This window comes from Streptomyces sp. ISL-94 (assembly GCF_018614075.1).
Lineage (GTDB): Bacteria > Actinomycetota > Actinomycetes > Streptomycetales > Streptomycetaceae > Streptomyces.
In genome coordinates, this window is the sequence record NZ_JAGGOZ010000039.1 from 20,826 (window position 1) to 37,274 (window position 16,449).

18 protein-coding genes and 1 tRNA gene are annotated in these 16,449 nt (G+C 71.6%); 10 read left to right on the forward strand and 9 right to left on the reverse strand.

Translation table 11 applies throughout. The annotated features are described in order from the left end of the window. Positions 1-14 precede the first annotated feature (14 nt). Complete coding sequence (locus J7E94_RS14685; protein ID WP_215015677.1) at positions 15-287, forward strand: hypothetical protein; 273 nt, start codon at positions 15-17, stop codon at positions 285-287. Positions 288-521: 234 nt separating this feature from the next. On the opposite strand, the gene J7E94_RS14690 is transcribed toward J7E94_RS14685, so the two are convergent. The 7 genes from J7E94_RS14690 to galU form a co-directional block, all read right to left on the reverse strand. Beyond that, positions 522-595 (reverse strand) — tRNA-Ala (locus tag J7E94_RS14690). 78 nt (positions 596-673) lie between these two features. Continuing rightward, on the reverse strand, positions 674-1,687 hold the full coding sequence (locus tag J7E94_RS14695; protein ID WP_215015678.1) for a hypothetical protein: 1,014 nt from the start codon (positions 1,685-1,687) through the stop codon (positions 674-676). Positions 1,688-1,843: 156 nt separating this feature from the next. Further along, on the reverse strand, positions 1,844-2,470 hold the full coding sequence (locus J7E94_RS14700) for a GNAT family N-acetyltransferase (RefSeq protein ID WP_215015679.1): 627 nt from the start codon (positions 2,468-2,470) through the stop codon (positions 1,844-1,846). A 17-nt stretch (positions 2,471-2,487) separates the two neighbouring features. Beyond that, complete coding sequence (locus J7E94_RS14705; protein ID WP_215015785.1) at positions 2,488-2,988, reverse strand: molybdenum cofactor biosynthesis protein B; 501 nt, start codon at positions 2,986-2,988, stop codon at positions 2,488-2,490. Positions 2,989-3,071: 83 nt separating this feature from the next. After that, entirely contained in the window at positions 3,072-3,551 is a 480-nt protein-coding gene (gene moaC, locus J7E94_RS14710; protein ID WP_215015680.1) for a cyclic pyranopterin monophosphate synthase MoaC, read from the reverse strand. 73 nt (positions 3,552-3,624) lie between these two features. After that, positions 3,625-4,968: a gephyrin-like molybdotransferase Glp gene (glp, locus tag J7E94_RS14715; protein WP_215015682.1), complete on the reverse strand. Its 1,344-nt coding sequence runs from the start codon at positions 4,966-4,968 to the stop codon at positions 3,625-3,627. 4 nt (positions 4,969-4,972) lie between these two features. After that, positions 4,973-5,875, reverse strand: a complete 903-nt coding sequence (gene galU / locus J7E94_RS14720) for a UTP--glucose-1-phosphate uridylyltransferase GalU (RefSeq protein ID WP_215015683.1) — start codon at positions 5,873-5,875, stop codon at positions 4,973-4,975. Between the two features lie 94 nt (positions 5,876-5,969). Between galU and J7E94_RS14725 the strand changes: the two genes are divergently transcribed. After that, entirely contained in the window at positions 5,970-6,587 is a 618-nt protein-coding gene (locus J7E94_RS14725) for a 5-formyltetrahydrofolate cyclo-ligase (protein WP_215015684.1), read from the forward strand. 42 nt (positions 6,588-6,629) lie between these two features. On the opposite strand, the gene J7E94_RS14730 is transcribed toward J7E94_RS14725, so the two are convergent. Continuing rightward, positions 6,630-9,470 carry a penicillin acylase family protein gene (locus J7E94_RS14730; protein WP_215015686.1) on the reverse strand — a complete coding sequence of 947 codons (2,841 nt, stop codon included), beginning with the start codon at positions 9,468-9,470 and terminating at the stop codon, positions 6,630-6,632. Positions 9,471-9,703: 233 nt separating this feature from the next. Here J7E94_RS14730 and J7E94_RS14735 point away from each other — a divergent pair, with 233 nt between their 5' ends. From J7E94_RS14735 to mscL, 8 genes are all read left to right on the forward strand, one after another. After that, positions 9,704-11,221 carry a potassium/proton antiporter gene (locus J7E94_RS14735; protein WP_215015787.1) on the forward strand — a complete coding sequence of 506 codons (1,518 nt, stop codon included), beginning with the start codon at positions 9,704-9,706 and terminating at the stop codon, positions 11,219-11,221. Between the two features lie 414 nt (positions 11,222-11,635). Further along, entirely contained in the window at positions 11,636-12,994 is a 1,359-nt protein-coding gene (locus J7E94_RS14740) for an MFS transporter (RefSeq protein WP_215015688.1), read from the forward strand. A 67-nt stretch (positions 12,995-13,061) separates the two neighbouring features. Continuing rightward, positions 13,062-13,364: an FmdB family zinc ribbon protein gene (locus J7E94_RS14745; RefSeq protein WP_215015690.1), complete on the forward strand. Its 303-nt coding sequence runs from the start codon at positions 13,062-13,064 to the stop codon at positions 13,362-13,364. A 74-nt stretch (positions 13,365-13,438) separates the two neighbouring features. Beyond that, positions 13,439-14,272, forward strand: coding sequence for an S-methyl-5'-thioadenosine phosphorylase (locus J7E94_RS14750; protein WP_215015692.1), 834 nt, complete (start codon positions 13,439-13,441; stop codon positions 14,270-14,272). Continuing rightward, on the forward strand, positions 14,224-14,631 hold the full coding sequence (locus tag J7E94_RS35670; RefSeq protein WP_308345056.1) for a carboxymuconolactone decarboxylase family protein: 408 nt from the start codon (positions 14,224-14,226) through the stop codon (positions 14,629-14,631). The genes J7E94_RS14750 and J7E94_RS35670 overlap by 49 nt, the downstream gene beginning before the upstream one ends. Before the next feature lie 42 nt (positions 14,632-14,673). After that, the gene (locus J7E94_RS35675; protein WP_308345057.1) at positions 14,674-14,892 is read left to right on the forward strand and encodes a hypothetical protein; all 219 of its coding nucleotides are present in this window, start codon (positions 14,674-14,676) and stop codon (positions 14,890-14,892) included. 126 nt (positions 14,893-15,018) lie between these two features. Then, positions 15,019-15,561 (forward strand): hypothetical protein, encoded by a 543-nt coding sequence (locus J7E94_RS14760; protein WP_215015694.1) that lies wholly within the window; start codon positions 15,019-15,021, stop codon positions 15,559-15,561. A gap of 123 nt (positions 15,562-15,684) precedes the next feature. After that, entirely contained in the window at positions 15,685-16,179 is a 495-nt protein-coding gene (gene mscL, locus J7E94_RS14765) for a large conductance mechanosensitive channel protein MscL (RefSeq protein ID WP_215015696.1), read from the forward strand. A gap of 40 nt (positions 16,180-16,219) precedes the next feature. On the opposite strand, the gene J7E94_RS14770 is transcribed toward mscL, so the two are convergent. After that, positions 16,220-16,432 (reverse strand): hypothetical protein, encoded by a 213-nt coding sequence (locus tag J7E94_RS14770; protein WP_215015698.1) that lies wholly within the window; start codon positions 16,430-16,432, stop codon positions 16,220-16,222. Positions 16,433-16,449 lie beyond the last annotated feature (17 nt).

The window sequence follows — 16,449 nt, forward strand, 5'->3', positions numbered from 1 at the left end:
CGAACATCGAGGGGGTGAACGGGAGGCTCAAGAGCCACGGCATCAACATCGCTGACCCGAGCAAGCGGCTCGCCCACGGCCGCGTCGCCCAGACCATCCTTCTCGCCTTGATGATCTGCAGCGCCAACCTGCAGATGATCTTCAGCTGGACCCAGACCATCGGCACCACGGGCACCAGCGGCGTTGCCGACGCGATCAGTGAGCTCGCGGGAACCGCTCCGGCCTCCATCACCGAGAACGGGCTTCCCCCGCCCAGGCCGCCAGCGACGGCCGGCACGAGCACCTGACATCCCAGCACCACACACCGGGCTCACGCACGCCCAGCAGCAGCCCCGGCACCCTCCACACACCCGAACCACCCCGAAATCCAGGCCGATCCCCCGCCAGGCGACCGCCCGCGGCCCCGCCCGCGTTCGGACATCACCTCGAACACACCCCACAAACGCCGAGATCCCGCCCCGCCTTTCGGCGGAACGGGATCTCGTGACGTTCCTTGAGAGCTACTCAAGAACTGTCGTTTGTGGACCTGTGGGGATTTGAACCCCAGACCCCCTCGATGCGAACGAGGTGCGCTACCAGACTGCGCCACAGGCCCTTGCGACGTGTGAAACATTAGCATCCCCGCGCGGGTGCTCCAAAATGCGTATCCCGGAGAGTCCGCGCAGGTCACCGATCACTCGTTCGCGGCGCGCGGGCGGTCGTCGCTCTCGTACTGGTCGAAGAGCGGGGTGCGGCCGCGGTCGCGGCCGCGCGGGCGCGGGGTGCTCGGGGTCTTCGGGTCCGGCTTGGGGGGTGCGGGCTGGGCGCGCAGGCGGGGTTCCGTCGGCTCGGCCGTGCTCGAGCGGGTCGCGCTCCAGGCGTCCGGGGTCGCCGGGCCGGTGGCGCGCGGGGCGACCGGGGCCGTCACGTACGTCGGCAGCGGGACCGGGACCGGCTCCCAGCTGTCACCGCGGGCCGGGCCGCGGTCGCGCTCGCGCTGCTGGTCCACCCACTCGGCGTGGTCGGTCTGCTCCACGAGCGCGCGCCGGCCGGCCTCCTGCGGGGAGACCGGTGGCGCGGGGTCCGGTTCCGAGCCCGCGGCGGCCTCGGACTCGCGGCGGCGCGGGGCGCGGTTCTCCCGCAGGTGCCGCGCGGCGGCCTCGGCGCGCCGCCGGTCCATCGTGAACTCGTAGCGGCGCCGCTCCTGGACCCGCAGGTGCACGATGTACGTGCTCAGCAGCAGGGCGGGCACCGCGGGGGCCCACAGGAAGCCCAGCCCGCCGACGGCGGCGACGACCGCTCCCAGGGTGAAGAGCAGGAAGAGGAGCAACGTGGTGCGCCGGCGGCGCGCGAGCACCTGGAGGCGCTGCTCCCGCCGGACCCGTTCGGCCGCGGCTGCTCTGTGCTCCGCCCTGGTCGGGGGCACGACAAAGGCCCGGGCGTCGGCGTCCACGGAATTGACCGTTTCCGTCGCGGCGTCCGGGTCCGCGTGGGGCTGGGGCTCCGCCTCTTCACCACCGCGCTCACGAAGCCCCTTGGCGTAACGGCGCTCCATTCCCGCCCGGCCGGAAAGCAGCCGAATGGCAGTGGAGAAGCGTTCCGTCGGACGGGCTTCGTTCAGCTCGTCCTGCCTCCGGAGCCACATGGGCACCAAGTAGGCGGCCCAGGCCCCGACAATGACTGCGTAGATGAGGCCGCTGCTGCTCACACCCCACACCGTAGAGGGGTGCGGGCGACGGGATCGGCCAATTGGGCCGGTGTGTCGCGCGATCTCGCTGATATCACGGACTTTTTTTGTGATTCTTCGGATCAGGTTATGGACGAATCGGCTGCCGGGCGCCTTAATTCGAACGGATATTCGCTTTTATTGTTTGGGTGGCGGGGACTGCGGCGGGGCCTGCGCGTGGCGCCTCCGGTGCCAGCGCCGCAGCAGCCCCTCCGGCACCTCCTCCACCGTGACCGCGTACACGAGGTGGTCGCGCCAGGCCCCGTCGATGTGGAGGTAGCGCGGCCGCAGCCCCTCCTCGCGCAGGCCCAGCTTCTCCACGACCCGCCGGCTCGGCCGGTTCTCCGGGCGGATGCACACCTCGATCCGGTGCAGCCCCACCTTGCCGAAGCAGTGGTCCACCGCGAGCGCGACCGCCGTCGGCATCACGCCGCGGCCCGCCACGTCGCGGTCCACCCAGTAGCCGACGTGGCCCGCGCACATGGAGCCCCAGGTGATCCCGGCGACCGTCAGCTGGCCCACCAGCCTGCCCTGGTACTCGATGACGAAGGGCAGCATCCGGCCCGCGTTCGCCTCCGCCCGCAGATGGCGCACCATCTGGCGGTACGTCGGCCGCCGGACCACCGGCCCCCACGGCGCGGGCGGCGGAATCGTCGCCTCCCACGGCCGCAGCCATTCGCGGTTGCGCCGGTTGACCTCGCGCCAGGCCTTCTGGTCCCGCAGTTTTATCGGCCGGAGCGTGACATCGCCGTCCGTCAGGACCACCGGCCAGGTGGGGCCGTTCAGCTCGCGCTCCCCGGGGCCCCCGCCGGTCTGGGGTGGTCTCCGCCCCGGATCTGGTCCACGGCGTGCAGCAGGAGGCGGGACAGGACGGCGAGGCCGTCGCGCACCCCGCCCGTCGAGCCCGGCAGGTTGACGATCAGGGTGTGCCCGGCCACGCCCGCCAGGCCCCGGGACAGGGCCGCGGTCGGCACCTTCGCCAGGCCCTCCGCGCGGATGGCCTGCGGGATGCCCGGGATCTCGTAGTCCAGCACCTTCGCGGTGGCGTCGGGGGTCCGGTCGGTCGGCGAGATGCCGGTGCCGCCGGTGGTCAGGATGACGTCGTAGCCGGCGGACACGCCCTCGCGCAGCGCCTGCTCGACGGGATCGCCGTCCGGGACGACCCGCGGGCCGTCCACCGCGAAGCCGAGCTTCTCCAGGGCCTCGGCCAGCAGCGGGCCGCCCTTGTCGGCGTACACGCCCTGCGAGGCCCGGTTCGAGGCGGTGACCACCAATCCGCGCAGCGACGGCGCCGCGGGAGCCCCGGCTGCCGGCGCCGCCGGCTCTGGGTGGCTGTGGCTGTGGACCTCGCCGCCGCGCGGGGCGTTCACGAGCGCGCCCAGTCGCCGGACTTGCCGCCGGTCTTCTCCTCCACCCGCACGTCCGTGATGACCGCGCCCTTGTCGACGGCCTTCACCATGTCGATCACGGTGAGCCCGGCGACCGCGACGGCGGTCAGCGCCTCCATCTCGACGCCCGTACGGTCGGTCGTCTTCACGGTGGCGAGGATCTCCACGGCGTCGTCGGCGACCGACAGGTCGACCTTCACACCGGAGACGGCCAGCGGGTGGCAGAGCGGGATCAGGTCGGGGGTCTTCTTGGCGCCCATGATCCCGGCGATCCGCGCGGTGGCGAGGGCGTCGCCCTTGGGGACACCCTCGCCGCGCAGCAGCTCGATCACCCGGGGGGAGACGAGGACCCGCCCGCTGGCCCGCGCCGTGCGGGTGGTGACGTCCTTCTCGGAGACGTCGACCATCCGGGCCGCGCCGGCCTCGTCGATGTGCGTCAGCCTGCTCTGGGTACTCATTGCTGTGCCGCTCCGCTCTGGGCCCGCGCGGGGCCTGTGTGGTGCGACACACGCTACCCGCACCCGGCGGGTGTCAGCCGAGCAGGACCACTTCCAGCTCGGTCCCCGGTTCCACCGAGGTGACGTCCTCCGGTACGACCATCAGCGAGTCGGCGTGCGCCAGTGCGGCGATCAGGTGCGAGCCCGATCCGCCGACCGGGCTGACCGTGCCGCTCGCCGCGTCGTACTTGCCGCGCAGGAACTGCCGGCGGCCGGCCGGGGAGCCCAGCGCCTTGTCGGCCTTCAGCACCGCGCGGACGCTCGGCCGGCACACCTCGGACTCCGGCAGGCCCATGAGCGCGCGGATCGCGGGACGCACGAACAGCTCGAAGGAGACGTACGAGGACACCGGGTTGCCGGGCAGGGCCAGCAGCGGGGTGTGGTCCGGGCCGATCGTGCCGAAGCCCTGGGGCTTGCCGGGCTGCATGGCGAGCTTGCGGAAGTCGATCCCGCCGCCGCCCCCGACCTCCTCGTCGCCGGTGGAGACGGACGTCAGCGCCTCCTTGACCACGTCGTACGCGCCGACGCTGACCCCGCCGGTGGTGACCAGCAGGTCGGCGCGGATCAGCTGGTCCTCGATGGTGGCGCGCAGGGTGTCGGCGTCGTCCGCGACGGCGCCGACCCGGTAGGCGATGGCCCCGGCGTCCCGCGCGGCCGCGGCCAGCGCGAAGCTGTTGGAGTCGTAGATCGTCCCGGCGGCCAGCGCCTCGCCGGGCTGGACCAGCTCGCTGCCGGTGGACAGGACGACCACGCGCGGCCGCGGCCGCACCCGGACGGTGCCGCGCCCGATGGCGGCCAGCAGGGCGATCTGCGGCGGGCCCAGGACCGTACCGGCGGCCAGGGCCAGGTCGCCGGCCTGTACGTCGCTGCCGCGCGCGCGGACGTGCGCCCGCGCCTCGGCGGCCCGGTGCACCCGCACCTCGCCGGCCGCGCCCTCGGGGGCCGCGCTGGCCGGGGTCATGCCAAAGGCCGCGCCGCCGCCCGTACCGCCGTCGGTCCACTCGACCGGGACGACGGCTTCGGCGCCGGGCGGCAGCGGGGCGCCGGTCATGATGCGGGCGGCCTGGCCGGGGCCCACGGTGGGCAGCTCACCGCTGCCCGCCGCGACGTCCCCGATGACCGTCAGCACCGCGGGGAACTCCTCGCTCGCGCCCTGGACGTCGGCCGTGCGGACGGCGTAGCCGTCCATCGAGCTGTTGTCGAAGGGCGGGAGGGCGACGGGCACGGTGACGTCCTCGACCAGGACACAGCCCTGGGCGTCGAGCAGCTGGAGCTCGATGGGCTCCAGCGGCCGGACGGTGGCGAGGACGTCCGCGAGGTGCTCGTCCACCGACCACAGACGGGGGTGGCCGGTGTCCTGCGGTGCGGAACTGGTCAAGGTCCTACATCTCCTCCGTGACGTAATGGCGAAGCCAGGTGCGGAACTCGGGGCCCAGGTCCTCGCGCTCGCAGGCGAGGCGGACGATGGCCCGCAGGTAGTCGCCGCGGTCCCCGGTGTCGTAGCGCCGACCCCGGAAGACCACGCCGTGCACCGGACCGCCGACGGTCTCGTCGGCGGCCAGCTTCTGCAGGGCGTCGGTGAGCTGGATCTCCCCACCGCGGCCCGGCTCGGTCTCCCGCAGTATGTCGAAGATCGCGGGGTTGAGGACGTAGCGTCCAATAACCGCGTAATTGCTGGGGGCGTCCGCCGCGTCCGGCTTCTCGACGAGGCCGGTGACCCGGACCACGTCCTGCTCGCCGGTGGCCTCGACGGCGGCGCAGCCGTAGAGGTGGACGCTGGCCGGGTCCACCTCCATGAGCGCGATGACGGTGCCGCCGGTGCGGGCGTGGATGTCGGTCATCTGGCGCAACAGCGGGTCGCGGGGGTCGATGAGGTCGTCGCCGAGCAGCACGGCGAAGGGCTCGCGGCCGACGTGCGGCTCGGCGCACAGCACGGCGTGGCCGAGGCCCCGCGGGTCGCCCTGGCGGACGTAGTGCATGGTGGCCAGGTCGCTGGATTCCTGGACCTTCTTCAGCCGGTCGTCGTCGCCCTTGGCGATGAGGGCCGACTCCAGCTCGTAATTCCGGTCGAAGTGGTCTTCCAGGGGCCGCTTGTTACGCCCAGTGATCATGAGCACATCGTCGAGTCCGGCCGCCACGGCCTCCTCGACCACGTACTGGATGGCCGGCTTGTCCACAACCGGGAGCATTTCCTTCGGCGTCGCCTTCGTCGCGGGAAGGAACCTGGTACCGAGGCCCGCAGCCGGAATCACGGCCTTCTTGATCACGGGGTGCAACATAGTCATGCCCGAACGATAGTGGGTCCTGCCGAACACCAGGCCAGATCGCGGTTGATAGCTCCCGTTATGTACCTAATGCCCGAGGATATTGAAACCCACCGTGTCCGAGAACCAGCACGCCGTCCCCTCCGCCAAGGCCCGACTGCGCCGGGAACTGCTCGCCGCCCGCCGCGCCTTGTCCCCCGACACGTGCCGTACGGCGGCCACCGCTCTCGCCGCCAGGGCTTGTGAACTGCCCGAGCTGGCCGGCGCGCGGACGGTGGCGGCGTACGTCTCCGTCGGCACCGAACCCGGCACCCGCGCCCTGCTCGACGCCCTGCGCGCGGCCGGCAAGCGGGTGCTGCTGCCCCTGCTGCTGCCCGACAACGACCTCGACTGGGCCGCGTACGAAGGCCCGGCGGGCCTCGCCGAGGCCGCGCACCCGGGGAGGATGCGGCTGCTGGAGCCGACCGGCCCGGCCCTCGGCCCGGACGCGGTGACGGAGGCGGACGCCGTTCTGCTGCCGGGACTGGCGGTGGACGCGCGCGGAATGCGGCTCGGCCGCGGCGGGGGCTCCTACGACCGGGTCCTGCAGCGGCTGGAGCGCGCCGGGGCGCATCCCGCGCTGGTCGTGCTCCTCTACGACGACGAGGTGGTCGCGCGGGTCCCGGAGGAGCCGCACGACCACCCCGTTCAGGCGGTGGCCACCCCGTCCGGGGTGGTGCGCTTCACTTCTTGAGCCGGCTCCCGGAGCGGCTCGGACCGGCTCCGGGAGCGGCCGTCACGAACCGGCCGGCTTGAGGGTCAGGGTGTCGACCGTGGCCTTGTCGACGGCTTCCTTGCCGAAGGGCCAGTCCAGCAGCTCGCCCTTGGCCCACATCGTCGTCTGGTCCGTGTAGTGGGAGCTGTACGCGTGCCCCGAGGCGCCGGTCAGGTTGATCCAGCGGGACTTGTCGAGTTCGTTGAGGTTGACGACCATCCGCATCGACGGCACCCAGGTGACCCCGTAGCCGCTGGAGGCGTTCCAGCCGGTCGCGTTGACGGTGGCCTCCCCGCCGCCCAGGTTCCACGGGCCGCGGTTGAGGAGCCACTGCATGAAGCCCGGGCCCTCGGTGCCGATCGTCTGGTTCTTCAGCGTCAGCTGGTGCAGCCGGCCCCAGCTCCAGGTGGACTGGTCCTTGCCGAGCTTGGCGGTCAGCTCCCAGCGGGCGTCCTTCATGGCCCGGGCGAAGAGCTCGTCGCGGGTGGTGGTCTCCGGCTGGTTGCGGGCTGCGGGCGACTTCCACCAGCCCGACTTCTCGTCCTTGACCAGGCGGCGGACCACCTCGAACCACCGGTCGCCGCCGTCGGGCTGCGCCGAGTCCGAGCCGCGGCTGCCGCACTCGCGGACCAACTCGGCCAGGTCGTCGGTCGGGCCGTTGCCGGTGCCGCGCACGTTCATGCAGCTGCCCTCGATCCGCAGCTCCTTCGGCATCTTGTCGCCGAAGGACAGCTTGAGGATGTTGCGCCAGACCGCGTTGAAGTAGGCGGCGGCCGCGGAGTCGGGCTCCTGGGTGTAGTTCCAGCCGTCGAGGAGCTTCTGCGCGGAGCGCACGTCCGGGTCCGAGACCTCGATCTTGGCCAGCATCGGGGTCAGCAGCGCGGCGATCTCGCTGCTGTTGTCCATCTGCATGGTGCGCATGTCGTCGGTCGAGATCTTGCCGCTGTCCTTGGTCTTCGCCTCGATGAGGTCGTTGATCCGCTGGCTGCGGGCACCGTAGCCCCAGTCGGTGGTCAGCAGGTGGGGGTACTTGCCCGCGCCGGTCCCGGGCTCCGCGACGGCCTGGTTGGCGGTGACGATGTAGCCGCGGGAGGGGTTGTAGTCCCAGGGCAGCTCGTTCTGCGGGACATAGCCGCCGTTGCCGTCCCTGCCGCCCTTCCAGGCGTACTTGGAGTCCCAGCCGGGCGCGGGCATGCGGCCGTCGCCTTGGCCGCGGACCGGGATGCGGCCGGGGGCCTGGTAGCCGATGTTGCCCTTGTTGTCTGCGTAGATCAGGTTCTGCGAGGGGACCTCGAAGTCGGCGGCCGCCTTGCGGAACTCGTCGAAGGTCTTGGCCTTGTCGAGCTTGAAGACCGCGTCCATGGACTTGCCCGGATCCAGGGCGGTCCAGCGCAGGGCGACGGCGTAGCCGTCGCCGCGGTCCGGGGCCGAGCTGGCGACGGGGGCGCGGTCGCCGACGGCGGCGAGCTCGTCGCTGCGGTCGGAGATCAGCGGGCCGTTGTTGGTGGTGCGGACGGTGATCTTCTTGCTCTTGCTGCCCGCGATCTTGATCTCCTCTTCACGGATGGCGAAGGGGAGCACCCTGTTGTCGTAGACGTAGCCCTCGGGCTTGACCTGCTCCAGGTAGAGGTCGGTGACGTCGGCGCCGAGGTTGGTCATGCCCCAGGCGATGTCGGCGTTGTGGCCGACGACCACGCCGGGCATGCCGGAGAAGGTGTAGCCGGCCACGCCGTACTGGCAGCGGTCCGAGGCGGCGCGGCAGTGCAGGCCCATCTGGTACCAGACCGAGGGCAGCTGCGGGGAGAGGTGCGGGTCGTTCGCGAGGAGCGGCTTGCCCGTGGTCGTGTACTTGCCGGAGACGACCCAGGAGTTCGAGCCGATGCCGCTGCCGTTGGGCCCGAGGATCGCGGGGATCTCGTCCAGGGTCTTGGCGAGGGAGGTCAGCTGGGTGCGCAGGCCCACGGTCGCGCCCTGGGCGCTCGCGTTGTCGGCGAGGCCGGTGACGGTGGGGGTGCCGGGGCCGGTGTTCGCCGACGCCTGGGATCCGACGGCGCTGCCGCTGCCGGTGCCGCCCCCGGTGGAGCCCGAGCCGGTGCCGCCCTGCGGCGTGTACTTGCCGCCGTCGGTCTTGCCGCCCTCGACGACCGGCTTGTTCCGGTCGAAGGGGTACGGCGGGAAGAGCTCGTCGATCTGCGACGGCGAGAGCTTGCCCGACATCAGCGCGCGGTCGATCTCGTCCTGCATGTTGCCGCGCAGGTCCCAGGCCATCGCCTTGAGCCAGGCCACCGAGTCCACCGGCGACCACTGCTCGGGCTGGTAGTCGCCGCTGAGCTTCAGGGCGGCGTGCTCGACGGAGAGGTCCTTGCCGGACTTCCCCTTCAAGTAGGCGTTGACCCCGTCGGCGTAGGCCTGGAGGTACTTCTTCGTCTCGGGCGAGAGCTTCTTGTCGTACTCCTCCTGCGCGACCTGGCGCCAGCCCAGCGTGCGCAGGAACGCGTCGGTCTCGACCTGGCCGGAGCCGAACATCTCCGAGAGCCGCCCGGAGGTCATGTGGCGGCGTACGTCCATCTCCCAGAACCGGTCCTGCGCGTGGACGAAGCCCTGGGCGCGGAAGAGGTCCTCGTCGCTGTCGGCATAGAGCTGGGGGATCCCGTGGGCATCGCGCTTGACGTCGACGGTCCCGGTCAGGCCCGGCACCTGGAGGGAGCCGGTCGTCTGGGGGAAGGAGGCGCGCACGCTGTCCACGCCCCAGTACGCCCCGTAGCCGAGGCCCGCGAAGAGCGCCAGGACCAGCACGAGCACGATCAGACGGGCGCGTCGTCCCTTCTTCTTGACGGGAGGAGCGGTTTCGTTGGCGGGCATCGCTGTCCTTAGAGGGGCAGGGTGGTCCTGGGAGTGCTGGGAGCAACCATAGGCGCAGGACTGCCTTCGTTGATCCGCCAGGGGTCGAGGTCCGAAGGACAGGGGCGAACAGCCGTTTCACAATGTGGTTATCACGTAAAGGGAGCGTCAAATATTAGGTAAGGTAACGAAGTACTTGACGAACTTGTCGCCGGGAGGAACGATCCGCCAGGCGCGTTGAGGAGGGCCGCCCGCTGACCGTCCACACGCTCAATGAGCTTCTGCTGGTCTGCTCGCTCGTGCTGCTCGTCGCCGTCGCGGCGGTACGCATCTCTTCACGCAGCGGCCTCCCCAGCCTGCTCATCTACCTCGGCATAGGCATCGCGATAGGCCAGGACGGCATCGGCAACGTCGTATTCGACAACGCCGAGCTGACGCAGGTCATCGGTTATGCCGCACTCGTCGTCATCCTCGCCGAGGGCGGTCTGGGCACCAAGTGGAAAGAGATCAAGCCCGCCCTGCCGGCGGCGATCGTGCTGTCGCTGGTGGGCGTCGCCGTCAGCGTGGGGGTGACGGCGGCGGGGGCGTACTATCTGGTCGGACTGGAATGGCGTCAGGCCCTGCTGATCGGCGCGGTCGTCTCCTCGACCGACGCGGCGGCCGTCTTCTCCGTCCTGCGCAAGGTCCCGCTCCCCGCCCGGATCACGGGCGTGCTGGAGGCGGAGTCCGGCTTCAACGACGCACCCGTCGTCATCCTCGTCGTCGCCTTCGCGACCGTCGGCCCGGTGGACGACTGGTACGTGCTGCTCGGCAAGATCGCCCTGGAGCTGGCCATCGGTGCCGCGATCGGCCTGACGGTGGGCTTCCTGGGGGGGTACGGCCTGCGGCACGTGGCACTGCCCGCCTCGGGCCTCTACCCGATCGCCGTGATGGCCATCGCCGTCGTGGCGTACGCGGCCGGCGCACTCGCGCACGGCTCCGGCTTCCTCGCCGTGTACCTGGCGGCGTTGCTGCTCGGGAACGCGAAGCTCCCGCACTGGCCGGCCACCCGGGGCTTCGCCGACGGGCTCGGCTGGATCGCCCAGATCGGCATGTTCGTGCTGCTGGGCCTGCTGGTCACCCCGCACGAGCTGGCCCAGGACTTCTGGCCCGCCGTGGTCATCGGGCTGGTGCTCACGATGGTGGCGCGGCCGCTGGAGGTCTTCGTCAGCCTGCTGCCCTTCCGGATCCCGTGGCAGGAGCAGGTCCTGATGTCGTGGGCCGGCCTGCGCGGAGCCGTGCCCATCATCCTGGCGACCATCCCGATGGTGTCCGGGATCGAGGGCAGCGACCGCGTCTTCAACATCGTCTTCGTGCTGGTCGTCGTCTACACCCTGGTGCAGGGGCCGACCCTGCCCTGGCTGGCGCGCAAGCTGAAGCTCGGGGCCTCGTCCGAGGCCGCCTCGGACCTCGGCATCGAGTCGGCGCCGCTGGAGAAGCTGCGCGGGCACCTGCTCTCCTTCTCCATTCCGTCGGCCTCGCGCATGCACGGCGTCGAGGTGAGCGAGCTGCGGCTGCCGCCGGGGGCCTCGGTGACGCTGGTGGTCCGGGATGCGAAGAGCTTCGTACCGGCGCCGTCGACCGTGCTGCGGCACGGAGACGACCTGCTGGTGGTGGCCACGGACCAGGTACGGGACGCGGCCGAGGCGCGGCTGCGGGCGGTGGCCCGGGGCGGCAAGCTGGCGGGGTGGCTGGGGACCGGCGGGAACGGGTCCACGCGGCTCCACAGGTGACGCATTCGGGCAGGGGAAAACCGGACACGAAATGGCCGGGCTGCATTAGAGCGGCGCTCTAATTCGGCATTTTCGGTGGCGTGTGCCCTGATTCGCCCCCCTTTACGGGGGTCTCGAATGCGAAGCTCCCGTTAATCGCAGGTGAAGTCACGGCTTGTCGTCGTAATCACAGGACGTGCTAGCACATCTGCCTGTACGATGAAGGCACACCAGATCGAACCAACTCTGCCTGACGCAGAGCTGGCGCGACCGCAAAGCGGCCGTGGCACCACCCGCAGTGGGCGCCCAGGTATCACTCGGTTCTGCGCAAGAGGACAGCTCTCGGGGCTCCCACATGTACGGGTGCGGTCGCTCACAAGGCGAAGCACCGTCCGCAGACGGGGACGCTCTACCAGGCAGCGGAAAGGCCAGGCCGTGACATCCGCGGTCACGACCGACACGTCCGCCCGCCCCGGCTACGGGCAGCTCCTGCGTACGCCCGACGCCCTCAGCTTCCTGCTCCCCGGCTTCGCCGCCCGGCAGCCCTTCGCGATGCTGACGATCAGCATCGTCCTGCTCGTCCAGCACACCACCGGATCCTTCGGCAGCGCCGGCATCATCGCCGCCGCCACCGGCGTCGCCATGGCGCTCTTCGCCCCGCAGATGGGCAAGCTCGCCGACCGGATCGGCCAGAGCCGCGTCCTGGTGCCGGTCGTCCTCGCGCACGCCGCCGCCGTGAGCGCCCTGACCGCGCTCGCCCTGCTCGGCGCACCGCTGTGGGCGCTCGCGCTCGCCGCGATCCCCGCCGGCGCCTCCGTCCCGCAGGTCGGACCCATGGTCCGGTCCCGCTGGGCCGCCAAGCTGGAGGGCTCCCCGCTGCTGCCGACCGCGGCCGCGTTCGAGTCCGTCACCGACGAGTTCACCTTCGTGGTGGGCCCGGTGCTGGCGACCTTCCTCTGCACCGCGATCCACCCGTCGGCCGGCCTCATCACCGAGGCGACGCTGACGATCGTGGGCGGTCTGCTCTTCGCCGCCCAGCGCGGCACCCAGCCGAAGCCGGTCGCCCGCGCGGCGAACGGCGAGAAGCACCCCTCCGCCCTGTCCTTCCCGGGCCTGCGCGTCCTGATCGTCGCCTTCATCGGCATCGGCGCCGTCTTCGGCGGCATGCAGGTCTCGCTCGCCGCCTTCTCCGAGGAGATCGGCAACCCGGGCGCCAACGGCCTGCTCTACGGCGTCTTCGCGGCCGGCAACATGATCGCCGGCATCGCCATGGGCGCCATCGCCTGGAAGATCGGCCCGCGCCGCCGCCTGATGCTCGGCTACGTCGGCCTCACCGCCGCCGCCTCTGTCCTGTGGGCCGTGCACTCGGCCGTCCTGCTGGGCGCGCTCGGCCTGGTCGTCGGCCTGTGCATCGCCCCGGCGCTGATCACCGGCTACACGATGATCGAGCAGCTGATCCCCGCCGCCTCCCGGACCGAGGCCTTCACCTGGCTCACCGGAGCGGTCGCCTTCGGGCAGGCCGGCGCCGTGACCCTGGCCGGCCGTCTGACGGACGCGCACGGGTCCTCGTACGGCTTCCTGGTGCCCATGGCGGCCACCGCGCTCGCGCTGGTCACCCTGGTGGCCCTGCGGGCGAAGCTGGCGCCGAAGGCCCCGAGCCGGATCGTGAACTCCTCCGCCCCGGCCCCGGCCCCGGCCTCCGCGCCGGTCGCCGCTCCGGCGGCCCCGTCCATCTCCCGTACCCGGGTGAACGAGCGTGGAATGGGTCACCGAGTGCCGGTGACGGTGGACTGATCGGCCGGAATAGGTCACCATGGAGCGTCGTTAGCACTCATTGAGTGAGAGTGCCAGGAGGAAATTCGTGCCGACCTACCAGTACCAGTGCACCGAGTGCGGTGAGGGCCTTGAGGCCGTGCAGAAGTTCACCGATGACGCGCTGACCGTGTGCCCGAGCTGCGACGGACGCCTGAAGAAGGTGTTCTCCGCGGTCGGCATCGTCTTCAAGGGCTCCGGTTTCTACCGGAACGACAGCCGTGGCGCTTCGTCGAGCAGCACCCCTGCCTCGAAGCCGGCTTCGAGCTCGTCGTCGTCCACGACGTCGACCGCCGCTTCGTCCTCCTCGACGTCATCGAGCACGGGCAGCAGCTCCACGTCGGCCGCCTGACCGCTTCCCCCGAGGCCCCGCCCGCCCCCAGACCGGGCAGCGGGGCCTTTGGCATGCCCGGTTAGGGTGGCGGCATGGTGAACGCAGAGATCGGTGTCATCGGCGGCTCGGGCTTCTACTCCTTCCTGGAGGACGTCTCCGAGATCCAGATGGAGACCCCCTACGGGCCCCCGAGCGACTCGCTGTACGTGGGTGAGCTGGCCGGCCGCCAGGTGGCCTTCCTGCCGCGGCACGGGCGCAGCCACACCGTCCCGCCCCACAAGATCAACTACCGGGCCAACCTGTGGGCGCTGCGCTCGGTCGGCGTCCGCCAGGTGCTGGGCCCGTGCGCGGTCGGCGGCCTGCGGGCGGAGTACGGACCGGGCACGCTGCTCGTCCCCGACCAGCTGGTCGACCGTACGAAGTCCCGGGCCCAGACCTTCTTCGACGGGGAGCCGCTGCCGGACGGCAGCGTGCCGAACGTCGTGCACACCACCTTCGCCGACCCGTACTGCCCGGTGGGGCGGTCCGTGGCGCTGGCGGCGGCGCGGGGGCGGGACTGGGAGCCGGTGGACGGCGGCACCATGGTCGTCATAGAGGGGCCGCGGTTCTCGACGCGCGCCGAATCGCGGTGGCATGCGGCGGCGGGCTGGTCGGTCGTCGGCATGACGGGGCACCCGGAGGCCGTCCTCGCGCGTGAGCTGGGGCTCTGCTACACGTCGATGGCGCTGGTCACGGACCTGGACGCGGGCGCCGAGACCGGCGAGGGCGTGTCCCACACGGAGGTCCTGAAGGTGTTCGGCGAGAACGTCGGCCGGCTGCGCGAGGTGCTCTTCGACGCGGTGGCCGCCCTGCCGGCGACGGAGTCCCGCGCCTGCCTGTGCACGCACGCGCACGACGGCTGGGACCTGGGCATCGAGCTGCCTTAGCCCTTGTCGGCGAGGCCGTCACCCCGGCCGGGGGATGCCGTAATGCCCTGCTGAACCGGGCCTCGGGCGAGGACTACGGAACTCTCCTCAACCCCATCGGCGTCTGGTACTCGCGCCGCACCTACGGCGAGGTGCTGGACCCCCGGCAGGCTTACGGGCACCACGCGCGCGTGCTGTTCTCGTACGTCCGCCTGGAACAGCGGGCGGCGAAGTGGAACGCGCTCGACGCCGGGCTCAAGCACCTCGCCGTGATGGCCGCGGCGGCCCGGATCAACTGCTCGTGGTGCATGGACTTCGGCTACTGGGAGGGCCGGGAACTGGGGCTGGCCGCCGAGAAGATCGAGCAGGTGCCGCAGTGACGGGCCGCACGCGAGGCGTTCACCGAGCTGGAGCTGCTGGTCATGGAGTACGCCGAGGCGATGACCGAGACCGAGCCGGCGGTCACGGACGAGCTCGCCGCGCATCTGATCGCGCGGCTCGGCGAGGCGGCGTTCGTCGAACTCACCGCGATGGTCTCCCTGGAGAACCGGCGCTCGCGCGTCAACAGCGCCTTCGGCCTGACCAGCCAGGGCTTCGCGGAGACCGGCGCGAGATCCCGGCTCGCTGACACCTGTGGGTGACGGGATTGTCCACAAGCCTGCGGTCGTCCACAGGGCGGAGCGGGATTCCGCGGCAGGCCGGATCGTGAGAGGTGTCCGGGCGCAGGGTCCGGGCATCGCGACTCACCCGGTTTGGTGGTGGACCTCATGTCCCGTACGTCCGCGTCCCGTCCGTCCGCGTCCCCTTCGGCGCTCTCCTCTCCGTGTCCCCCCGCGCGCCACGTCCCCTCCTTTCCCCCGCTGCGCGTCGGGCGGGGCGGGGGTCGGCTGCGCAGGGCGCTGCGGCGCAGGCGGCGGGCCGCCTCGGCCGGGCTCGCCGTCGTGGCGGCAGCGCTGGCCGTGAGCGGGACGCAGGCGCAGGCCTCCCGGGGCGCCGCGCCGCCGGAGGCGGGGGCGGTCCGCGGCGCGGCGCCGCCCGCGGCGGTGCGGATGGTGTCGGCGCCGGTGCGCATCGCGGACGCGGCGACGGTGCGGCTGCTGCGGCCCGGGGACCGGGTCGATGTGGTCGCGGCGGAGCGGGCCGGGGAGCCCCGGGTGGTGGCCGCGGGGGCCCGGGTCGCCCAAGTGCCCGCCGCCGAGCAGGATGTGGGGGACGGCGGGGCGCTGGTGGTGCTGTCCGTGCCCCGGGAGACCGCGCGGGCGCTGGTGGGAACCGGTACGACGGCCCGACTGGCGGTGACGCTGTGTTGATTCGCACACGCGAGCAGTCAAATCGCCTCACGGTGGGGGCCGATTGGACACGCCGGGCCCGGACTGCCGTAGCTTTCGGAACCGTTGGCTCCGTGTTCTGCACATGCGAAGAAGGGCTCAGTGGTGAGCGAGAAGAAGGACAGCGTCCTGGCGGGCTTCAAGGCCTTCCTGATGCGCGGCAATGTGGTCGACCTCGCGGTCGCCGTCGTCATCGGCGCCGCGTTCACGAACATTGTGAACTCGATCGTCAAGGGCATCATCAGCCCGGTGATCGGCGCCATCGGCACGAAGAACCTGGATGTCTACAAGTCCTGCATCAAGGACCCCTGCGGCCTCGGCCCGGACGGTCAGCCGACGGGCGTGGAGATCCTCTGGGGTTCGGTCCTCAACGCCGCGCTGACCTTCCTGATCACCGCGGCGGTCGTGTACTTCCTGATGGTGCTGCCGATGGCGAAGTACCTCGCCAGGATGGAGGACCGCCGCAAGGCCAGGGAGGGTGTCCAGGAGACCATGGAGATCACCGAGCTCGAGGTGCTCAAGGAGATCCGCGACCACCTGGTCGCGCAGCGGACCGCGGGCGGCACCGTCGGGGGGCCCGCTCCGCGCGACGCTTTCTAGAGGGCCTCGGCGCCGCGGCAGGGCCGGCGGCGCCTGCCGCTCAGATGTGGTGCGGGGGCTTCTCGTCGAGGAAGCGGGCCAGGTCGGCCGCGCTTCCGCCGGCGGGCGGCCGCTCGCCCCAGCCGCGGTCGGTGTCGTCCGAGGACTGCCGGTCCAGCGGGTCGTCGAAGACCAGCCTGGGCTTGGGCTTCGGCTGGGGCTGGGGCTTCGCGGCAGGCTCGGGCTGCGGGTCGGAGGCGGGGGCGGTGCTCATGCCTCCAGGGTACGGCC